This is a genomic window from Clostridium sp. MB05 (genome assembly GCF_046581255.1).
GTDB lineage: Bacteria > Bacillota > Clostridia > Clostridiales > Clostridiaceae > Clostridium.
The window spans coordinates 3308336-3324294 of sequence record NZ_CP174370.1 but is presented as its reverse complement, the minus strand read 5'-3'; the positions used below and the strand labels follow the sequence as shown (position 1 = coordinate 3324294).

Annotated in this window: 20 protein-coding genes; 15 read left to right on the top strand and 5 right to left on the bottom strand. The window is 26.2% G+C overall.

Going from position 1 to position 15959, the window contains the following annotated elements; translation table 11 throughout:
• Window positions 1–71 precede the first annotated feature (71 nt).
• From ACH36K_RS15545 to ACH36K_RS15490, 12 genes are all read left to right on the top strand, one after another.
• Entirely contained in the window at window positions 72–530 is a 459-nt protein-coding gene (locus ACH36K_RS15545) for a GNAT family N-acetyltransferase (RefSeq protein ID WP_411168514.1), read from the top strand.
• A 135-nt stretch (window positions 531–665) separates the two neighbouring features.
• Window positions 666–1103: a GNAT family N-acetyltransferase gene (locus ACH36K_RS15540; protein ID WP_411168513.1), complete on the top strand. Its 438-nt coding sequence runs from the start codon at window positions 666–668 to the stop codon at window positions 1101–1103.
• Between the two features lie 85 nt (window positions 1104–1188).
• Entirely contained in the window at window positions 1189–1665 is a 477-nt protein-coding gene (locus tag ACH36K_RS15535; RefSeq protein ID WP_411168512.1) for a GNAT family N-acetyltransferase, read from the top strand.
• A 62-nt stretch (window positions 1666–1727) separates the two neighbouring features.
• Entirely contained in the window at window positions 1728–2324 is a 597-nt protein-coding gene (locus ACH36K_RS15530) for a GNAT family N-acetyltransferase (protein ID WP_411168511.1), read from the top strand.
• A gap of 167 nt (window positions 2325–2491) precedes the next feature.
• Window positions 2492–2821 (top strand): hypothetical protein, encoded by a 330-nt coding sequence (locus ACH36K_RS15525; RefSeq protein ID WP_411168510.1) that lies wholly within the window; start codon window positions 2492–2494, stop codon window positions 2819–2821.
• Between the two features lie 202 nt (window positions 2822–3023).
• Complete coding sequence (locus ACH36K_RS15520) at window positions 3024–3323, top strand: TIGR04104 family putative zinc finger protein (RefSeq protein WP_411168509.1); 300 nt, start codon at window positions 3024–3026, stop codon at window positions 3321–3323.
• A 261-nt stretch (window positions 3324–3584) separates the two neighbouring features.
• Window positions 3585–4088, top strand: a complete 504-nt coding sequence (locus ACH36K_RS15515) for a hypothetical protein (RefSeq protein WP_411168508.1) — start codon at window positions 3585–3587, stop codon at window positions 4086–4088.
• A gap of 304 nt (window positions 4089–4392) precedes the next feature.
• Window positions 4393–4965, top strand: coding sequence for a class I SAM-dependent methyltransferase (locus ACH36K_RS15510; protein ID WP_411168507.1), 573 nt, complete (start codon window positions 4393–4395; stop codon window positions 4963–4965).
• Window positions 4966–5058: 93 nt separating this feature from the next.
• Window positions 5059–5520, top strand: coding sequence for a hypothetical protein (locus tag ACH36K_RS15505; RefSeq protein WP_411168506.1), 462 nt, complete (start codon window positions 5059–5061; stop codon window positions 5518–5520).
• A 159-nt stretch (window positions 5521–5679) separates the two neighbouring features.
• Window positions 5680–6390 carry a hypothetical protein gene (locus ACH36K_RS15500; protein WP_411168505.1) on the top strand — a complete coding sequence of 237 codons (711 nt, stop codon included), beginning with the start codon at window positions 5680–5682 and terminating at the stop codon, window positions 6388–6390.
• An 87-nt stretch (window positions 6391–6477) separates the two neighbouring features.
• A complete protein-coding gene (locus ACH36K_RS15495) occupies window positions 6478–6609 on the top strand; it encodes a hypothetical protein (protein WP_411168504.1) in 132 nt (43 codons plus the stop codon).
• 148 nt (window positions 6610–6757) lie between these two features.
• Window positions 6758–7222, top strand: coding sequence for a GNAT family N-acetyltransferase (locus ACH36K_RS15490; RefSeq protein WP_411168503.1), 465 nt, complete (start codon window positions 6758–6760; stop codon window positions 7220–7222).
• A gap of 153 nt (window positions 7223–7375) precedes the next feature.
• On the opposite strand, the gene ACH36K_RS15485 is transcribed toward ACH36K_RS15490, so the two are convergent.
• The gene (locus ACH36K_RS15485) at window positions 7376–8350 is read right to left on the bottom strand and encodes an arsenic resistance protein (protein WP_411168502.1); all 975 of its coding nucleotides are present in this window, start codon (window positions 8348–8350) and stop codon (window positions 7376–7378) included.
• A 265-nt stretch (window positions 8351–8615) separates the two neighbouring features.
• Between ACH36K_RS15485 and ACH36K_RS15480 the strand changes: the two genes are divergently transcribed.
• Window positions 8616–8810, top strand: coding sequence for a hypothetical protein (locus ACH36K_RS15480; RefSeq protein WP_411168501.1), 195 nt, complete (start codon window positions 8616–8618; stop codon window positions 8808–8810).
• Between the two features lie 306 nt (window positions 8811–9116).
• Here the strand turns inward: ACH36K_RS15480 and ACH36K_RS15475 are convergent, their stop codons facing one another.
• The 4 genes from ACH36K_RS15475 to ACH36K_RS15460 all read right to left on the bottom strand — a co-directional run bounded on the left by ACH36K_RS15475 (window position 9117) and on the right by ACH36K_RS15460 (window position 14143).
• On the bottom strand, window positions 9117–9314 hold the full coding sequence (locus ACH36K_RS15475) for a hypothetical protein (RefSeq protein WP_411168500.1): 198 nt from the start codon (window positions 9312–9314) through the stop codon (window positions 9117–9119).
• Between the two features lie 210 nt (window positions 9315–9524).
• Window positions 9525–10583 (bottom strand): DUF4179 domain-containing protein, encoded by a 1059-nt coding sequence (locus ACH36K_RS15470; protein ID WP_411168499.1) that lies wholly within the window; start codon window positions 10581–10583, stop codon window positions 9525–9527.
• A complete protein-coding gene (locus ACH36K_RS15465) occupies window positions 10576–11148 on the bottom strand; it encodes a sigma-70 family RNA polymerase sigma factor (protein ID WP_411168498.1) in 573 nt (190 codons plus the stop codon). The genes ACH36K_RS15470 and ACH36K_RS15465 overlap by 8 nt, the downstream gene beginning before the upstream one ends.
• Window positions 11149–12238: 1090 nt before the next feature.
• The gene (locus ACH36K_RS15460) at window positions 12239–14143 is read right to left on the bottom strand and encodes an NAD(+) synthase (protein WP_411168497.1); all 1905 of its coding nucleotides are present in this window, start codon (window positions 14141–14143) and stop codon (window positions 12239–12241) included.
• 336 nt (window positions 14144–14479) lie between these two features.
• On the opposite strand from ACH36K_RS15460, the gene ACH36K_RS15455 reads away from it, so the two are divergent.
• Window positions 14480–14911: an NfeD family protein gene (locus ACH36K_RS15455; protein ID WP_322545449.1), complete on the top strand. Its 432-nt coding sequence runs from the start codon at window positions 14480–14482 to the stop codon at window positions 14909–14911.
• Window positions 14912–15859 (top strand): SPFH domain-containing protein, encoded by a 948-nt coding sequence (locus ACH36K_RS15450; protein ID WP_411168496.1) that lies wholly within the window; start codon window positions 14912–14914, stop codon window positions 15857–15859.
• Window positions 15860–15959 lie beyond the last annotated feature (100 nt).

Here is a 15959-nt window from a genome sequence, read left to right as displayed (position 1 = left end):
AACACTTTCTGAAAGAAAAGGGTATATAAAATATAAATAATTTAAGATAGTATTAGGAGAATATATTAAAAATGAATATAGAATTTAGAGTAATAGATAGAAGTAATTATAATCAATGTATAGAATTAAAAATAAGTGAAGAACAAAAAAGATTTGTTGCATCAAATATTTTTTCTTTAGTTCAATCAGCATATGAGCCAAATTTATATCCATTAGGAATTTATAAAAATAATGAGATGGTTGGTTTTATTTTATATGATTTTGATGATGAAATTAATGGCTGGTCAATGAGTAGATTTATGATAGATGAAAAGTTTCAAAATCAAGGAATTGGAAAGGTAGCGTTACAAAAGTTTATAGAGTTTTTTATCAAAAAATATGGACATATAAAGCTTTATACAAGTGCTGAAGTTGATAACACTGTTGCAATTGGCTTGTATGAAAAGAATGGATTTAAAAAAATAGAAGTATTTGAATATGAATTTGGTGGAGAAACTTATAAAGAAGTTAGAATGGCTGTTCAACTATAAGAGAGTGCTTACAGAGTACTCCCTATTTATTTCAAAAGACTATATGCATTTTATCTAGAATTAATTTATTTCTTAAAAATAAGTAATTCAGCCTGTATATACCGAGTAAATTTAGTTAAATAATTAGGAGGGAAAATGGAATTTAAAGAAATAACAATAGAAGATATAAAAATACTTTCAAGTATGTATGTTGAAACATTTAATTCTCCACCATGGAATGACGAGTGGACAATTGAAACTGCATCTAAAAGGTTATACCAAATGATAAATTGTGAAGGTTTTTATGGACTTATTGCATATAAAGAAGAAATGGTTGTAGGGATGATATTAGGTAGTGAAGAACAGTTTTTTAACGGATTAATGTTTAATATTAAGGAATTTTGTATTAAGAATGAAATGCGTAATAATGGTATTGGAACAATACTTTTAAAAGAGTTTGAGAACCGATTAAAAAATAGAGGAGTTACAGAAATAATTTTATTTACTTCAAGAGAGGATGGAACAGAGGGCTTTTATAATAATAGAGGACTAAAATCTTATAATGGTATGGTTATGATGGGAAAAAAATTATAACTATATTAGATGAACAATCTTAACATATTGTGAGGAAAAATAAATATTTATTTTTATTAACCTTTATAGAAGAATAAGGAGTACTATGGAAAGTTTAAATATAAGAAGATTCAATGATAATGATGCAGCTATTGTATCAAAAATAATTTGCAGAAATTTTTTAGAAGTAAACATAAAAGATTATTCTAAAGAAGAAATGGAAGCTTTATCACAAATTTATGATACTAATAAAGTATTAGAGATATCTAGTTATGCTCATATGTATGTTGCTTGCATAGATAATGAAGTTGTTGGATGTGGTGCCATTTCAAGTTTCTGGGGAAGAGAAGAGGAAAGTATATTATTAACTATATTTGTTTTACCAGAATTGCAGGGGAGAGGGATAGGCAAATCTATAATAGAAACCTTAGAAAGTGATGAGTATTTTCTAAGAGCAAAAAGAATAGAAATACCGGCATCAATTACTGCATGTGAATTTTATAAAAAAATGGGGTATAACTATAAAAATGGTTTAGAAGAGTTAGATGATGAGAGGAATTATAGGCTAGAGAAATTCAGATAAATTTACTTATTCTAATCATAAATAAGAAATTATTTAGATTTTAAGGAGGATAATAAAACATAATGATGGATATTAAAATGAGGATGGCAAATGAAAATGATGCAGAAGAAATATTAAGAGTATATGCACCATATATAAATGATACAGTTATAACTTTTGAATATGAAATACCAACAATCAATGAATTCAAAAATCGTATTAGAAAAATATCATTAGATTATCCTTATCTAGTTTGCACTTTAGATGAAAAGATAATTGGATATGCTTATTCATATAGATATAAGGAAAGAGCTGCTTATCAATGGAATGTTGAATTATCCGTTTATATTGATAATTCATATTTACATTGTGGAATGGGAAAAGCTCTTTATAGTACTCTTATTGAAATATCTAAACTACAAAATATTCAAAATATATATGGAGGAGTTACATATCCAAATAAAAATAGTGAGAAATTACATGAGTATTTTAGTTTTAAGAAACTAGGAGTATATCATAATACTGGTTATAAATTTGGAAAGTGGCATGATGTTACTTGGTTTGAGAAAAGTGTTGACGAATATTATGGTGAACCCAAACCATTACTTTCAATTAAAGATATTGATGAAGAATTGCTTGACGAAATTATGGCTAAATGTTGTAAGATGATAAAAATATAATGAAAAATCATTTATAGAGGCTATTTATTTTAACTAAATCAGATGGACAAGAAGTAATTACAAATAGAAATCTGTATGGATACGGGATTTGTTATTGAAGATATTGATGGAAGGTGGATAGGCTTTGGGATAAAGGAACATTAAATATATTTTAAGGAGTGACAGTATTGGTAAAAATTAAGCTACAAGATTTAGTAAAAGTATTAAGTGAAGATGTATTAAAAAATAATTCTTGTATTGAAATTAACTTTTGTATTGATAATGATGTAGAATATGAAGATTGTTGGATGGGGAAAATGCCAGATAAGAATAATGTGAATAAAGAAATTTACTGGTATGGATTAGTTGAAGATGGTTCACAAGGCTATGATTATGATTGCTTAGAGGACTTTTTAAATGCAAAAGTATTTAAGAATAAAAGCATATGTGATATTTGGGAAAATATTACTTTATACTCATTAAACGGGTGTGATGTAGAAGAAATGCTTCAATATTAAATTTTTTATAATTTAAATACACAATATCAATATATTATGGGTAATCTTATTATAGAAGAAATGAGAGGGAAATAGTGAGAAAGATATAATTGATAAAAAATATCTACAAATAGATTTTAATGCAAAATCAGGAAATACAACTAGGAAAGCATTTGAAGAAGGTAACAACAAGGTTAATAAGTAATTTGAGGAGAAGATTATTATGAGAAATTGTATTGAATGCAATCATAAGTTCACGTTTCATGATAGACTAAAAAGCATGTTAAATTTGAAAGGATATTTGAAGTGCCAACAATGTAACTCTGTTTATAAACCCAAACCCAATATATATATGGGAATATATACTGGATTAGTTGTTTTTATATCTATTATTGGATTTGATTACGTTACTTTGAGTAATTTTAAATTAAAACTCATATTGCATATTTTTATTTTAATTCTAGTCTTATCTTTGTTTTATGTTTTACCTCATAGATGGCACAAATATACAAAGATTAATTAAATATTAAATTGCTTAAAATACCGTATTATTCAAATGAATATGCGGTATTTTTTATATTTAAATAATAAATGAGTGTAATAGATAAGTAATCTACTCTATATAAGAATGTTTAATTTGAAATTATTGAGAACTAGCTAATAGAATATGATCTTTGAAAATTGAATAATTGGGTATTGAATAAATTATTCTAGATTAATATATCTAATGAATTTTGGGAAAGATAATTTTGCAACAATAATTAGATATAATCAGGAGGTAATTATGAAAAAATATTTAAGTTGTTTTTTAATTTTATGTACTGTAATTACAATGCAGTTATTTGGGGTAAGTGAAGTAAGTGCTAAATCTGTTGTGGAGCTTTCTAATACTTATTTAAGTGCTGAGAATAATAGAGAATTCGATATTCCACAGCTTGTAAGACTACAGCAGATTTCACCTAATCAAATTCAAATAAGCTATGATATGGATGTGGATATGGATCTAGGAACAAAAGCAACTAATTACTGGGTTCAAGATACAAAGAATGTTAAACCAGAACATATAGCTACTCTTGGTAAAAATGATAAGGTTAATGAAACTAATTCGCTTACTGACAAATTAGTTAAAATTAATTCAAAAGATGGTTCAGCAAAAACATTTGTATTAACCTTTAGTCAAGATATTCCTAAAGGAGAAGAATATAAACTAATAATTTGTTATGTAACTGTTAAAGGAGCTCCGCCTTATAATGGAGATAATGGATCGGCTACTTTTGTTGGAATGTAAAGATAACTACATTTTTGGAAAAAGATAAATATTAGACTTAATTATATAGAATATTAATTAAAATACCGTATTATTCAAAAATGAATAGACGGTATTTTATATTTAAATAATAAATGAGAGAACTACATAAGTAATATATCCTATATAATAATGTTTAATTTAAAGTTATTGTGAATTAGATAATTAAATATGATATTTAATTATCAAATAGTACAATATCAAGAAAAATATGTAATTTAATGGATTATTAGTTTATAATTGTATTATGCTGTGTGGGTAATAAAATTTTAGGAGAGAATTTAAAATGAGGTACATGGGAAATAAGGAATTTTGGGATGATAAATTTGCAAATAGAAGTGATAATCCATTAAATCCAGAACAATCATTAGTTGAAAACATTATATATTTTAAAAGGGGTTCTGCTCTTGATATAGCATGTGGTGATGGAAGAAATGCTTTGTTTTTACTTAAAAATGACTTTAAAGTAATAGGAGTTGATTTTAGTAGTGAGGCACTTGAGCGTTTAAGTAGGTTTGCTAAAAGAAATAATTATTTAATAAACACAAAACAAATTGATTTAAGTGTAGCGGATTCATTAAATGATATAGGTATATTTGATAATATATTAATTAATCACTATAGATTAAACAAGGATCAATTTAAAAATATAGAAAATCATATAACTGAGAATGGAATTTTATTTGTTTGTGGGTTTGGGCATAATCATAAAGTTGATTCTAGAATTAGAAAAGAAGATTTAATTCAACCAACTGATTTTCAATATATAAAGAAGTCATTTGATTTAATTAAGTATATAGAAAATGAAGATGATAGAGGTTTTTTTGTTACTTATATTTTTAGTAAGAGAAAAAATTAATTATAACTTGAACTTATTGAAACTTAATTAATAAAACTTAATATTAGAGTATTTCATTATAATATAAACTTTTTAAGGAGTAGTGAAAATCTTATGAATCTTAGTGATTATTTTCAAATAGTATTGCTTTGTGCTTTAATTCTTATAGCATTAATTGGACAACAGTATTATTTGATTAAGGCTTCAATTAATAGAATATATCGTGCTTTTATGTGGATAGCATCAGTTTCTATATTAGTAACTACTTTTTTAAAACATACAGACACTCATGAATTAATATATGGAATAATATATACAGCTTTATTTTTAGTGTTATCATTTATGCGTAAAGGAATTACTCAAAAAGGCTTATCAGGTATTAAAGGTGATTCATGTAAATGGAGTAAAATTAATAGTGTTAAGTTATTAAAGCATAATAATAAAATTAAATTAGTATATCTTCATTCTAGGGGAGAAAGCTATATGTACTTTGATTATAGTGACTATAATAAGTTAATAAAAATTTTAAGGCAGTTCCTTAGTTATGATAAGATTAATATCTATGTCAGAACTTAGTTATTAATTGTTATATGTGATTTTTTTTACATTATTAAATTTTATATTCTAACAGTATAAATTTGCTTAGGTTTCAATTTTGGTAGTAGGACTAGCTAGAACTATATATAAAATTAATAAATATGGAAAGATTGATAGATAATCAGAGGGAGGAGAATTTTGGATAAGTTATCTAAAATACAAAGAAGAATACTTTGTTATTTAGGATTAGCAATAATGTTTGTGTTAATGGGAAATAGCAATAATGTACCAGAAATATTTACTGAAAGAATATTTAAACCTATTAGGGGTAATGGTTGGGGAATTTATTATGCTGGGTTAATCGTTATGGTGGGAATATATTATTGTTTAAAACAACTTAATGAAATAGAAGAAAACTCTATAATTAAGACAACGTTTAGAAGAGTTATTGTAACAGTAGCATTAATGAGTATTTTTCCTGTAATGTGGGTTTATTGTATTCAATTTTATAAAGGATTTTCTAAGGATTTAAATTCGATATATCTTGATAGAGAAAAAACTTTAGTGAACTTTCATGGAAATAAGGATAAACTCACTATAAATGGAAGAATAGATATAGTAAATTGTAGCAATGATACACAAAAGTTGCACATAAAAATTAAGGCACCATCCTTAGTAAAAGAGTATGTAAAGGAAGATTATATTACTTTAGAAAATGAATTTAAAGCACATCCAAAAGAAGAAAAAACTTTATTTATAAGTGAAGAGTTAAATTTTGATAGAGAAACTCAATATTCAGGATATAGCGCAAAAGCCTTTGAATATATATTGTTTAATGATAAAGGTGAAGTTGTGTTTAAAGGAACATTAGGAGAATATCAAACAAATGATTGGAGTTTAGAAACTTAATTTTTTTGATAGAGAGTAAAAATCAATGAGCAATTATCTTATAATGTGAAATAAACATAATTAACAAATTTAAAGGTAGACCTTATAATGAACATTCGTAAATGTGAAATGAAAGATGCAGATAATATGTTAAAAATGTTATTAGCATTAGATAAAGAAACAAATTATATGTTATTTGAACTTGATGAAAGCCCTAAAGATGGTAAGATAATAATATGAGAAAATGGATTTCAGGTAGAAGAAATTAAAAAAAAATTCTATATATCGTGATGGTAAGTATATTGATGAATAATATGGCTAAGTTATACTAATAATTTAATGGATATTTTTCAGTAAGTATTTATTACACAATGAAAGAGAGGTTAAGATGAATAGTTTTGAATTTATAAATGGGAGTATAGAGCTACTTGATTTAGTACAACCTTTATGGGAAAAATTAAATAAACATCATGAAGTTAACTCAACCTATTTTTACGATATCTTCAAAAATTTCAAATTTGAAGATAGAAAAAATAAGTTTATAAAGAATAATAATTTAGAGGTTAAAATAGATTTAATTAAAGACTTAGAAAATGGCATATATATTGGCTATTGCATAAGCACAATAGATAAAGAATTAATCGGAGAGGTTGATTCTCTTTTTATTGAGAAAGAGTATCGTAAATACGGTTTAGGAGATAAATTAATGAATATGTCATTAGAATGGCTAGATAGCAAACAAGCAAAAACAAAAATAATCGGAGTAGCAGAAGGTAATGAAAATGTATTAGAGTTTTATAAAAAGTATGGTTTTTGTAAAAGAAGAGTGATTCTAGAGCAGATAAACGAATAGATTTTAATGTATAATACTATATTTAATGATTATATTGTGAACTAAATTTTATTATAATTTAAGGTATTCATTAAAACATCTGTTTCTTAGAAAAAAAGTTTAGTATGATAAATTTATCTTATCATACTAAACTACGAACAATATACTTAAACATTAATTATACTGATATGATTCTTGTTTTAATTTTATGCCTAATAAAATTTTGGATATTAAAAATAGTACTGGTAACTCTATCAGTGGCCCGATTATAAGAGCTAATGAAATTAAAGGCTTATCTGGAAATGATGCAACAGCAATTGCTAATGCTATAGGAGAGTTCCTAGCGAGAGTAGTTAAACTTAAAGAAACACTATCTTGGTAATTCAGTTTAATAGCCTTACCTACTAATCTTCCAACTATAAAGTTAAGTATAAAGAATATCAATATTGGTACTAATAAAATAAATAATACTTGATAATTTTCTAGCAAGACTTTTCCCTGCGAAGCAAACATAGATATAATGGCTATATTTAAAAAATATCCTTGATAATCACACGCTTTAGGAAGTAGTTTATCTTCAAATACACTATCACCTATTTTATTTATAATAAGTTTTCTAGCGACTATTGAGCACAATAGAGGGATCATTAAACTAAAGATAACTCCTTTACCCAAGCTTATAACATTTATATCTACACTAGTTCCAGCTATCAATAATATATACACTGGTAATAAAAGTAATTGAAGTATTATATTTAAAGGAAGGATAGAAGAACCTAAAGCTACATTTCCCTTGGCAATTCCAGTAAATATTAAATACCAATCTGTGCAGGGAGTTACTATAAGCATAATAAAGCCTATTAAAAGTTCTGGATGATTATTTAAAAATAATCTACCTAAGATAAATACTATTATTGGTGTCCACACAAAATTTATGATAATTGATGTTAATGTGAACTTTATATTTTTAAATGAATTTCCTATTTCCCTTAAAGGCACTTGTATAAATACTAAAAATAACATTATTGTTAATGATGGTATTATTAAATATTCTGAATAAGTTTGTATCAGACTTATTTGACCTAGTAGAATTCCTAATAAAACCATCACGAAAATAGTAAAACTTTGAAACTTATTTATACTTTCCATTAATAATCTCCTTTGATTTAAAGTGATAGTGATTGAATATGATTATCATTTCGTGAATTAAATTATATTATACAGCAAATGATATTACAAGTTTCAATACTATAAATTTTTGTCTAAGAGATTCGAGATGGGTTTATTTAATAATTTTAAAGTATAACCAAAATAAAACTAAATATTTAATTTATGGAAGTATTGTATTATTCAAAAGTGAATATGAGGTATTTTTTATTTTGTAATTCTAATAATACTGAAAGGAGGAATTTTTATGAAAGAGATAAAAATAGAGAAATGTCCTTATTGTGAATCCACAAATTTTGCTAAAGGTTATCAGGTGGCACAAGGAAGCATTTATCCACAGCCATTTGGATTTAAAATGGGGAGTTCTATTGAGCATACTATTTGCAAAGATTGCGGTAGCATAATTCATTCAAAAGTAAGAAACATAGAAAGGTTTAAGTAATCTAAATCATATAGACTAATTGTCAACTTAATTATAACACCTATAATAGTGCACTTTCACTTAAATAATTTTACAGTTGAATAGAAAAAATTCTTAAGCTGTTTTTAATAACGCAAAATTTATTCTATGGTGAACAACTTAAGGCGACTTAGTAAATATATATTAATTTATATTTTTCTAAATCTTTCTTATCATCCTCATATCCAGTATTAAAATTATAAGAATCATTAGAATATATTCTTGCTTCAATATTAAATTTTATTTATATTTCACTTACCTAATCCTATTTTTTTCAAGCTTAGGGAGTTAAATTGTTCTTTTAACATAGTCAATTGTTTCATCTATATTATTAAAGAATACTTTTGGTGTATACACATTATTATATAGGGCATATTCATAAGTATATTTATCTAATTCATTATTAGCTCTTAAATATTCTATTTGACTTTCAACATTAGATATTCTTTCCTTAAATTCATCAACTATATTCTTAATACTTTCCACATCTAAACTATATGAAGTTAAGCATATAATAATTGGTTTTGTTATTATATTAATTTCACTTGGAGCTTCTAGCTTTGTATATAATAAGAAAGATTATTATATACACTAATTAGGCACATGAAAAGAAATAATACAATTTAAATTAAGAATGAAATAAAAGACATAGAACTACCTACTAAATAGTAAGTTCTATGTCTTTTTTATATTTATCTATTCTAAACTTATTATTTTTTCTAGTAAGATTTCAGTTGTATTCTCTGTAACTATCTTACCAATATCGTCTGAATCACTTTTATAAAGTACGATTCTAATATTTTTCAAGTTACTAGTATCATAATGGAACGAAGTAGAAATTTTGTTGCTATTAAAACTTCCGTTACTATCTTTTAAATATCTGCCACTTTCTATTGGTATCTCATTATTTGCTTCATCAAAAGCTTTAATGTTTGACTTAGAATTTTCATTAGGATTACTACTATTTACTATAATAGTAAATGGAGTAATTAAAATAGAGTCTATGGAATAACCATTTTCACCTTTATAGTTTATATCAAATGTTTTACTTAATAATTTATCAACTTTGACTGGTACATTAAAGGCCCATTCACCTTTTCTGTAATCATCATCTTCATTTACTGTTAGATCTTTAGTTCCTACTGAGGTTAATTTAACCTTAAAGTTAAAGGAATCTGGTATTTCTTTATTAAGAGATTTTAATCGATAGCGTTGCATTCCAATAAAAGTTCTTTCATCTATAAATTTCCCTTGTAATCCTGCTATACCAGAGTCATCAAGTTCTTCATCTGAAAAACTAACATTAGCTAAACTACCTCTAGTCAACATTTGAGTCATTGTTAATGGAGCATCTCCCCATGAAGTGTGTTTGAATGGTTTTTCGCTTTCAACAATATAAGTTACGTATAATCCTTCACCATCGCATAATATATCTGACAAAGTTATACTTACACCATTATTGGTTACAGTTTCATTAATTGATGTAGCATACTTAGAATATTCGCTAGGATATATCAAAGTTTTTTCAATTGCTTTAAATACATTTCCTACAATAGGCAGTTTAGCTGCAAATGTTGGATTTGCAATTCCAAATGTAATAAAAATCACAATGCCAGCAGCTGCGAGACCTGTTATTAAATTTCTTTTATACGCCTTTTTACTCTGTATTTCTTTATAACCTTTATTTATACCTTTATCTATTTCTATATCTAGTGTTTCGGGAATATCTATATTAAATCTATCTTTTTTATTCATTTAAATAGTCCTCCTTTAATATCTTACTTAAGCTTTCTTTTCCCCTTTTTAAATATGTTTTAACCGTGTTTTGTGGTATATCCATAACATCTGAAATATTCTCTATACTCATTTCTCTAAAGTACTTTAAAATAATAGCAGTCCTATATTTTTCTCCAAGTAAGTCTATTGCATTATGCAAATCTAATTTTTCATCAGTGGATATTGATTTATGTTCAACTGTAGACTCAATGCCATCTTCAAAATATAATTCGTTGTTTTTAACTTTAAGCGAATCAATGCTACAATTTATCACTATTTTTGTAATCCAAGTTTTAAAATACTCAGGATTCTTAAGTTTTGATATATATAACATCGCTTTATAACTACATTCTTGCATTATATCAATTGCATCGTCTTTATTTTTCACATAACTATAAGCTATTTTATATAAATCCTCCTTATTTTCCTTTATAAGTATAGCAAGTGAATCTTTATCACCTTTTATAGCCTTCTTTACTAGGACAATTTCTTTATTTTTAGTAAAATTAAATAATTTTATTTTCATAGTAGCTACACCATCCATAATTTTCTCCTTATTTAGTTAAATTAATGATAACATGCATGTTTGTAAATTAGACTAGGATTTTAATATAAAAGTTTCAAATATTAAAAATTAATTTAATTAGTATTTTTATAACTTAATTATATTTATAGATATTAGATCTTAAATCTTAAATAATATAAAATAGGTATATAAGTTAATATTTCTACTATAGATAAAGATTACCAGGTTCTAACTACAATGAGTCATGATAAAAGAGCGAGGCCTGAATATTTATCACGTGAGATGGCATTTCATGATGAAGCAAGTAGAATTGAAGACGCTATACTTAAGAAGGATTTATAGTATAAGGCACAATCTTAGAAAATATTAAATTTCCATGTTTATAAATTTTATACAAATTATGATTTTATGTAAATTAATTGCTTTTTAGTGTATAAGGGTGGATACCGAGATAAAGAGTTATCGCTTATATCTAATATGTGGAATAATTCACAACTATGTAACGCAAGGCTTACAAGTGTAGGTATAGCTAATATAAAAGTGAAGCTTGGATTAGATTTTGATTTAGGAATTTGGATAAAAGAATAATTAGAGAAGTTATTAAGATAATAATGTTGCATTAAAATGACCAGAATTATTCGCTAAATAGAATTTTCACGATAAAATAAAAAATTACAGTTTTAAGCCATTTGTAAGACCTTAAAATTAAAAAAATTATAATTTTAAGGTTACTATAAATAAACTTATATAAAAAAGCTATTATTTCGTACATTGCAATACTAAATTACAGCTTTTAATCATTTCTCATTAAGAATTTCTATTGTCTGAGCGAATGCGAGTTATAGAAATTTTAGAAAATTTAAATAAGTTTAACTATGTAAAAGTTAATTGATGCAAATTCGGTTTATATAAAAAAGAAAGATATTGTATGGAAAGTAGTATTATCATGAACTGTTGGAGTTTTATAATTCTATGTTTCAAAATGCCGTTAAGAATTACTATTGTTTGAGCGAATGCGAGTTATAGTAATTTAGGTGTTTTGAATAAATAGAATTATAAAAACTCCCAATGAAATGATACTGACTACTTGGAATACAATATCTTTCTTTTATTTAAAAGAGTTAAAAGAAGCATCAGAAGGCATTCTCCAATCACCACGAGGACTCAATGATATACTACCAACCTTAGGGCCATCTGGAAGAGCACTTCTCTTAAATTGTTGAGTAAAGAATCTATATATAAATTTATCAAGCCATTTTCTTATTTCTTCAGAAGTATAATCATCTTTAAATGCTTGTTCTGCAAGCATTTGGATTCTTTCTTTTGAAGATCCATTTTTAATGAAATGATATAAGAAGAAGTCATGTAATTCATAAGGTCCAACTATGTCCTCAGTTTTTTGAGTTATTTCACCTTTTTCACTCTTAGGTAAAAGCTCAGGACTAACTGGAGTATCTAATATATCTAAAAGAGTATCTGAAACCTGAGAATTAGATTCTTTTTCAGCAACATATCTAACTAAATATCTAACAAGAGTTTTTGGTATTGATGGATTAACTGAATACATACTCATATGATCTCCATTATAAGTACACCAACCAAGAGCTAGTTCAGAAAGGTCTCCTGTACCAATTAATAAACCACCTTCTTTATTAGCTAAATCCATAAGAATTTGAGTTCTTTCTCTTGCTTGAACATTTTCATATGTAACATCATGAATATTTTTATCATGACCTATATCTTCAAAATGTTGAAGAGAAGCTTTAACTATATTTATTTCTCTTAAATCACAACCTAATTCCTTGCATAAAGTTAAAGCATTGTTATAAGTTCTATCAGTAGTACCAAATCCAGGCATAGTTATTGTAACTATATTTTTATTATCTAACCCTAATAATTCAAAGGTTTTAACTACTACTAATAAAGCTAAGGTAGAGTCTAGACCTCCAGAAATACCTATAACTGCTTTCTTTAATCCTGTATGTTCCATTCTTTTTGCAAGAGCAGAAGCTTGGATATTAAATATTTCTTTACATCTTTCTTCTCTAACTTTTGCATTAGAAGGAACAAAAGGATGCTTATCCACAAATCTATCAAAGTTAGATAGTTTAGTGTCTTTATAATTAAAGTTAATATTTTCAGCTTCAAATGGAAGTATCCTTGAAGCATCTCTATAGCTTATATTCTTAAGTCTTTCACTATTTAGTTTAAATACATCTATACATGAGTATATTACTTCATTATCTCTTTGGAATCTTTCATTTTCTTTAAGTAAAGTTCCATTTTCAGAAATTATCATATGACCACTAAATAATAAGTCAGTAGTTGATTCATGTACTCCAGCAGAAGAATAAATATAAGCTGACATACATCTAGCACTTTGATTAGAAATAAGTGCCTCTCTATAATCTTTCTTACTTACGAGCTCATTGGAAGCAGAAAGGTTTCCTATTATATTTGCACCAAGAAGTGAAAGGTAAGAGCTAGGGGGAATTGTAACCCAAAGATCTTCACAAACCTCAAAGGCAAATCTAAAATTTCCAGAAGTGAATATTAAGTTAGTTCCAAAAGGAACATCTTTTTGAAAAGAAAAATCTACTTTCTCATCAATTATTCCAAGACCTTCACTAAACCAACGTTTTTCATAAAATTCACTGTAGTTTGGTATGTATGATTTAGGAACTATTCCAAGAATCTTTCCATCAAAAATTATGTAAGCACAATTAAATAAAGCATTTTTAAAGTTTAAAGGAGCTCCAACTGCAATTAGCATATCTAAGCCTTTACTTTTTTCAATAAGCTTTTCTATGGCAGAATTAGCTTTATCTAACAAACTAAATTGCATAAATAAATCACTGCAGGTATAGGAGGTGATACATAATTCAGGAAAAACTATTGACTTAGCTCCATTCTTATGTGCCTCATCTAAACAAATAAATATATTTTCTAAGTTATAATCAACATCAGCTACACGGGTTACTGGACATGCTGCTGCAACCTTTATAAAATCCATAAAATCTCTCCAATCTATATTAAGCTAATAATAATCTTGTATATAAGTTATTTTAACTCTTTTTCCTTTTTAAATTCATTTGGTTAAAAATAGTTTAGGCATTTTAATTAAATTTTAGATATATAAATAATAATAAAAGGAAAACTATAGAAAATCAATGATAATAGAAGGAAGATGAATTTAAAGATAAAATAAGTTATAAAATACTACATAAAAAGATTTAAAAGACATTGTAAAGGAGTGAGCAGTATAGTATAATCAATTCATAAGTTAACAAAATTTTAATTTTTGTTAAAATATGTTATAATGCTATTAGAAATAAAGGAGGGGGAAATAATGAATGCAGTAATTTTTTGGATTATAGTTGCTGCTGCAGTAATTGCTATAGATATAGCAACTAGTAATTTCTTGTTTGCTTGGTTTGCAGTTGGAGCATTTGCAGCTATGATAGCAGATTTATTAGGAGTATCTTTTGGGGTGCAAGCAGTACTTTTCTTAGTTGTAAACTTAATAACTGTATCTGTAGGTTATCCATGGGCAAAACGAAAGTTTAAGGTTGGAGTTAAACGTACACCGTTAATGGAAGAGAACTATATAGGAAGAGTTATTAAAGCAAAAGAAGACATTAAAGACAGAGCCAAAATAAAAGTTGACGGAATATACTGGACTGTACAAAACTCAGGAGAAGAAATAAAGCAAAATGAAAGTTTTAAGATTATAGGAATAGAAGGTATTAAATTAATGATAAAAAAAGAGGAGGAAATTTAGATGGGTTTAATAGGACTAATAATTACAGGGGTAGTAATACTTTTTGTACTAATAGTGATTTTATCAACAATTAAAATTGTTAACACAGGATACTTATATGTAGTAGAAAGATTTGGTCAATATCATAAGACTTTAGAACCAGGATGGCATTTTTTAATTCCTTTTGCAGATTTTGTTAGAAAGAAAGTTTCAACAAAACAACAAATTTTAGACGTACCACCTCAATCAGTTATTACAAAGGATAATGTTAAAATATCAGTAGATAATGTTATATTCTACAAATTATTAAATGCAAGAGATGCTGTATATAATATTGAAGACTTTAGATCAGGTATAGTTTATTCAGCAACAACTAATATGAGAAATATTCTTGGTAATATGAGTTTAGATGAAATATTATCTGGAAGAGATAAAATAAATCAAGATCTTTTAAGTATAATAGATGAAGTTACTGATGCATATGGTATTAAGATACTTTCAGTTGAAATTAAAAATATAATTCCACCAACTGAAATTCAAGAAGCAATGGAAAAGCAAATGAAAGCAGAAAGAAATAAAAGAGCTATGATTCTTGAAGCAGAAGGTTTAAGACAATCTCAAATTGAGAAAGCTGAAGGGGAAAAGAGAGGTAAAATCCTTGCAGCAGAAGCTGAAAAAGAAGCTAATATTAGAAGAGCTGAAGGTTTAAAGGAATCTCAATTACTTGAAGCAGAAGGTAAAGCTAAAGCTATAGAAGAAATATCAATTGCAGAAGCAGAAGCTATAAGAAAAGTAAACCAAGCAATTATAGAATCAGGTACTAATGAAACAGTTATAGCTTTAAAGCAAGTTGAAGCCCTTAAAGAAATGGCTAATAACCCAGCTAATAAGCTTATATTACCAAATGAGACTTTATCTTCACTTGGAAGCATCGCAGCTATAGGTGAAATGTTAAAGAAAGATAATTAGTATTAGAAATTAAAAAGTTAATATATTAAATTATGGATAAGGTACTATAAATAAGATAGTACCTTATTTTGCTATATAAATTAATCAGAAATCTATAATA

What these genes read in the sequence shown, in the direction of transcription:
- ACH36K_RS15545 (WP_411168514.1), top strand. Translation starts at nt 72, where the DNA reads ATGAATATAGAATTTAGAGTAATAGATAGAAGTAATTATAATCAATGT.
- ACH36K_RS15540 (WP_411168513.1), top strand. Translation starts at nt 666, where the DNA reads ATGGAATTTAAAGAAATAACAATAGAAGATATAAAAATACTTTCAAGT.
- ACH36K_RS15535 (WP_411168512.1), top strand. Translation starts at nt 1,189, where the DNA reads ATGGAAAGTTTAAATATAAGAAGATTCAATGATAATGATGCAGCTATT.
- ACH36K_RS15530 (WP_411168511.1), top strand. Translation starts at nt 1,728, where the DNA reads ATGATGGATATTAAAATGAGGATGGCAAATGAAAATGATGCAGAAGAA.
- ACH36K_RS15520 (WP_411168509.1), top strand. Translation starts at nt 3,024, where the DNA reads ATGAGAAATTGTATTGAATGCAATCATAAGTTCACGTTTCATGATAGA.
- ACH36K_RS15515 (WP_411168508.1), top strand. Translation starts at nt 3,585, where the DNA reads ATGAAAAAATATTTAAGTTGTTTTTTAATTTTATGTACTGTAATTACA.
- ACH36K_RS15510 (WP_411168507.1), top strand. Translation starts at nt 4,393, where the DNA reads ATGAGGTACATGGGAAATAAGGAATTTTGGGATGATAAATTTGCAAAT.
- ACH36K_RS15505 (WP_411168506.1), top strand. Translation starts at nt 5,059, where the DNA reads ATGAATCTTAGTGATTATTTTCAAATAGTATTGCTTTGTGCTTTAATT.
- ACH36K_RS15495 (WP_411168504.1), top strand. Translation starts at nt 6,478, where the DNA reads ATGAACATTCGTAAATGTGAAATGAAAGATGCAGATAATATGTTAAAA.
- ACH36K_RS15490 (WP_411168503.1), top strand. Translation starts at nt 6,758, where the DNA reads ATGAATAGTTTTGAATTTATAAATGGGAGTATAGAGCTACTTGATTTA.
- ACH36K_RS15485 (WP_411168502.1), bottom strand. Translation starts at nt 8,350, where the DNA reads ATGGAAAGTATAAATAAGTTTCAAAGTTTTACTATTTTCGTGATGGTT.
- ACH36K_RS15480 (WP_411168501.1), top strand. Translation starts at nt 8,616, where the DNA reads ATGAAAGAGATAAAAATAGAGAAATGTCCTTATTGTGAATCCACAAAT.
- ACH36K_RS15470 (WP_411168499.1), bottom strand. Translation starts at nt 10,583, where the DNA reads ATGAATAAAAAAGATAGATTTAATATAGATATTCCCGAAACACTAGAT.
- ACH36K_RS15465 (WP_411168498.1), bottom strand. Translation starts at nt 11,148, where the DNA reads ATGGATGGTGTAGCTACTATGAAAATAAAATTATTTAATTTTACTAAA.
- ACH36K_RS15460 (WP_411168497.1), bottom strand. Translation starts at nt 14,143, where the DNA reads ATGGATTTTATAAAGGTTGCAGCAGCATGTCCAGTAACCCGTGTAGCT.
- ACH36K_RS15455 (WP_322545449.1), top strand. Translation starts at nt 14,480, where the DNA reads ATGAATGCAGTAATTTTTTGGATTATAGTTGCTGCTGCAGTAATTGCT.
- ACH36K_RS15450 (WP_411168496.1), top strand. Translation starts at nt 14,912, where the DNA reads ATGGGTTTAATAGGACTAATAATTACAGGGGTAGTAATACTTTTTGTA.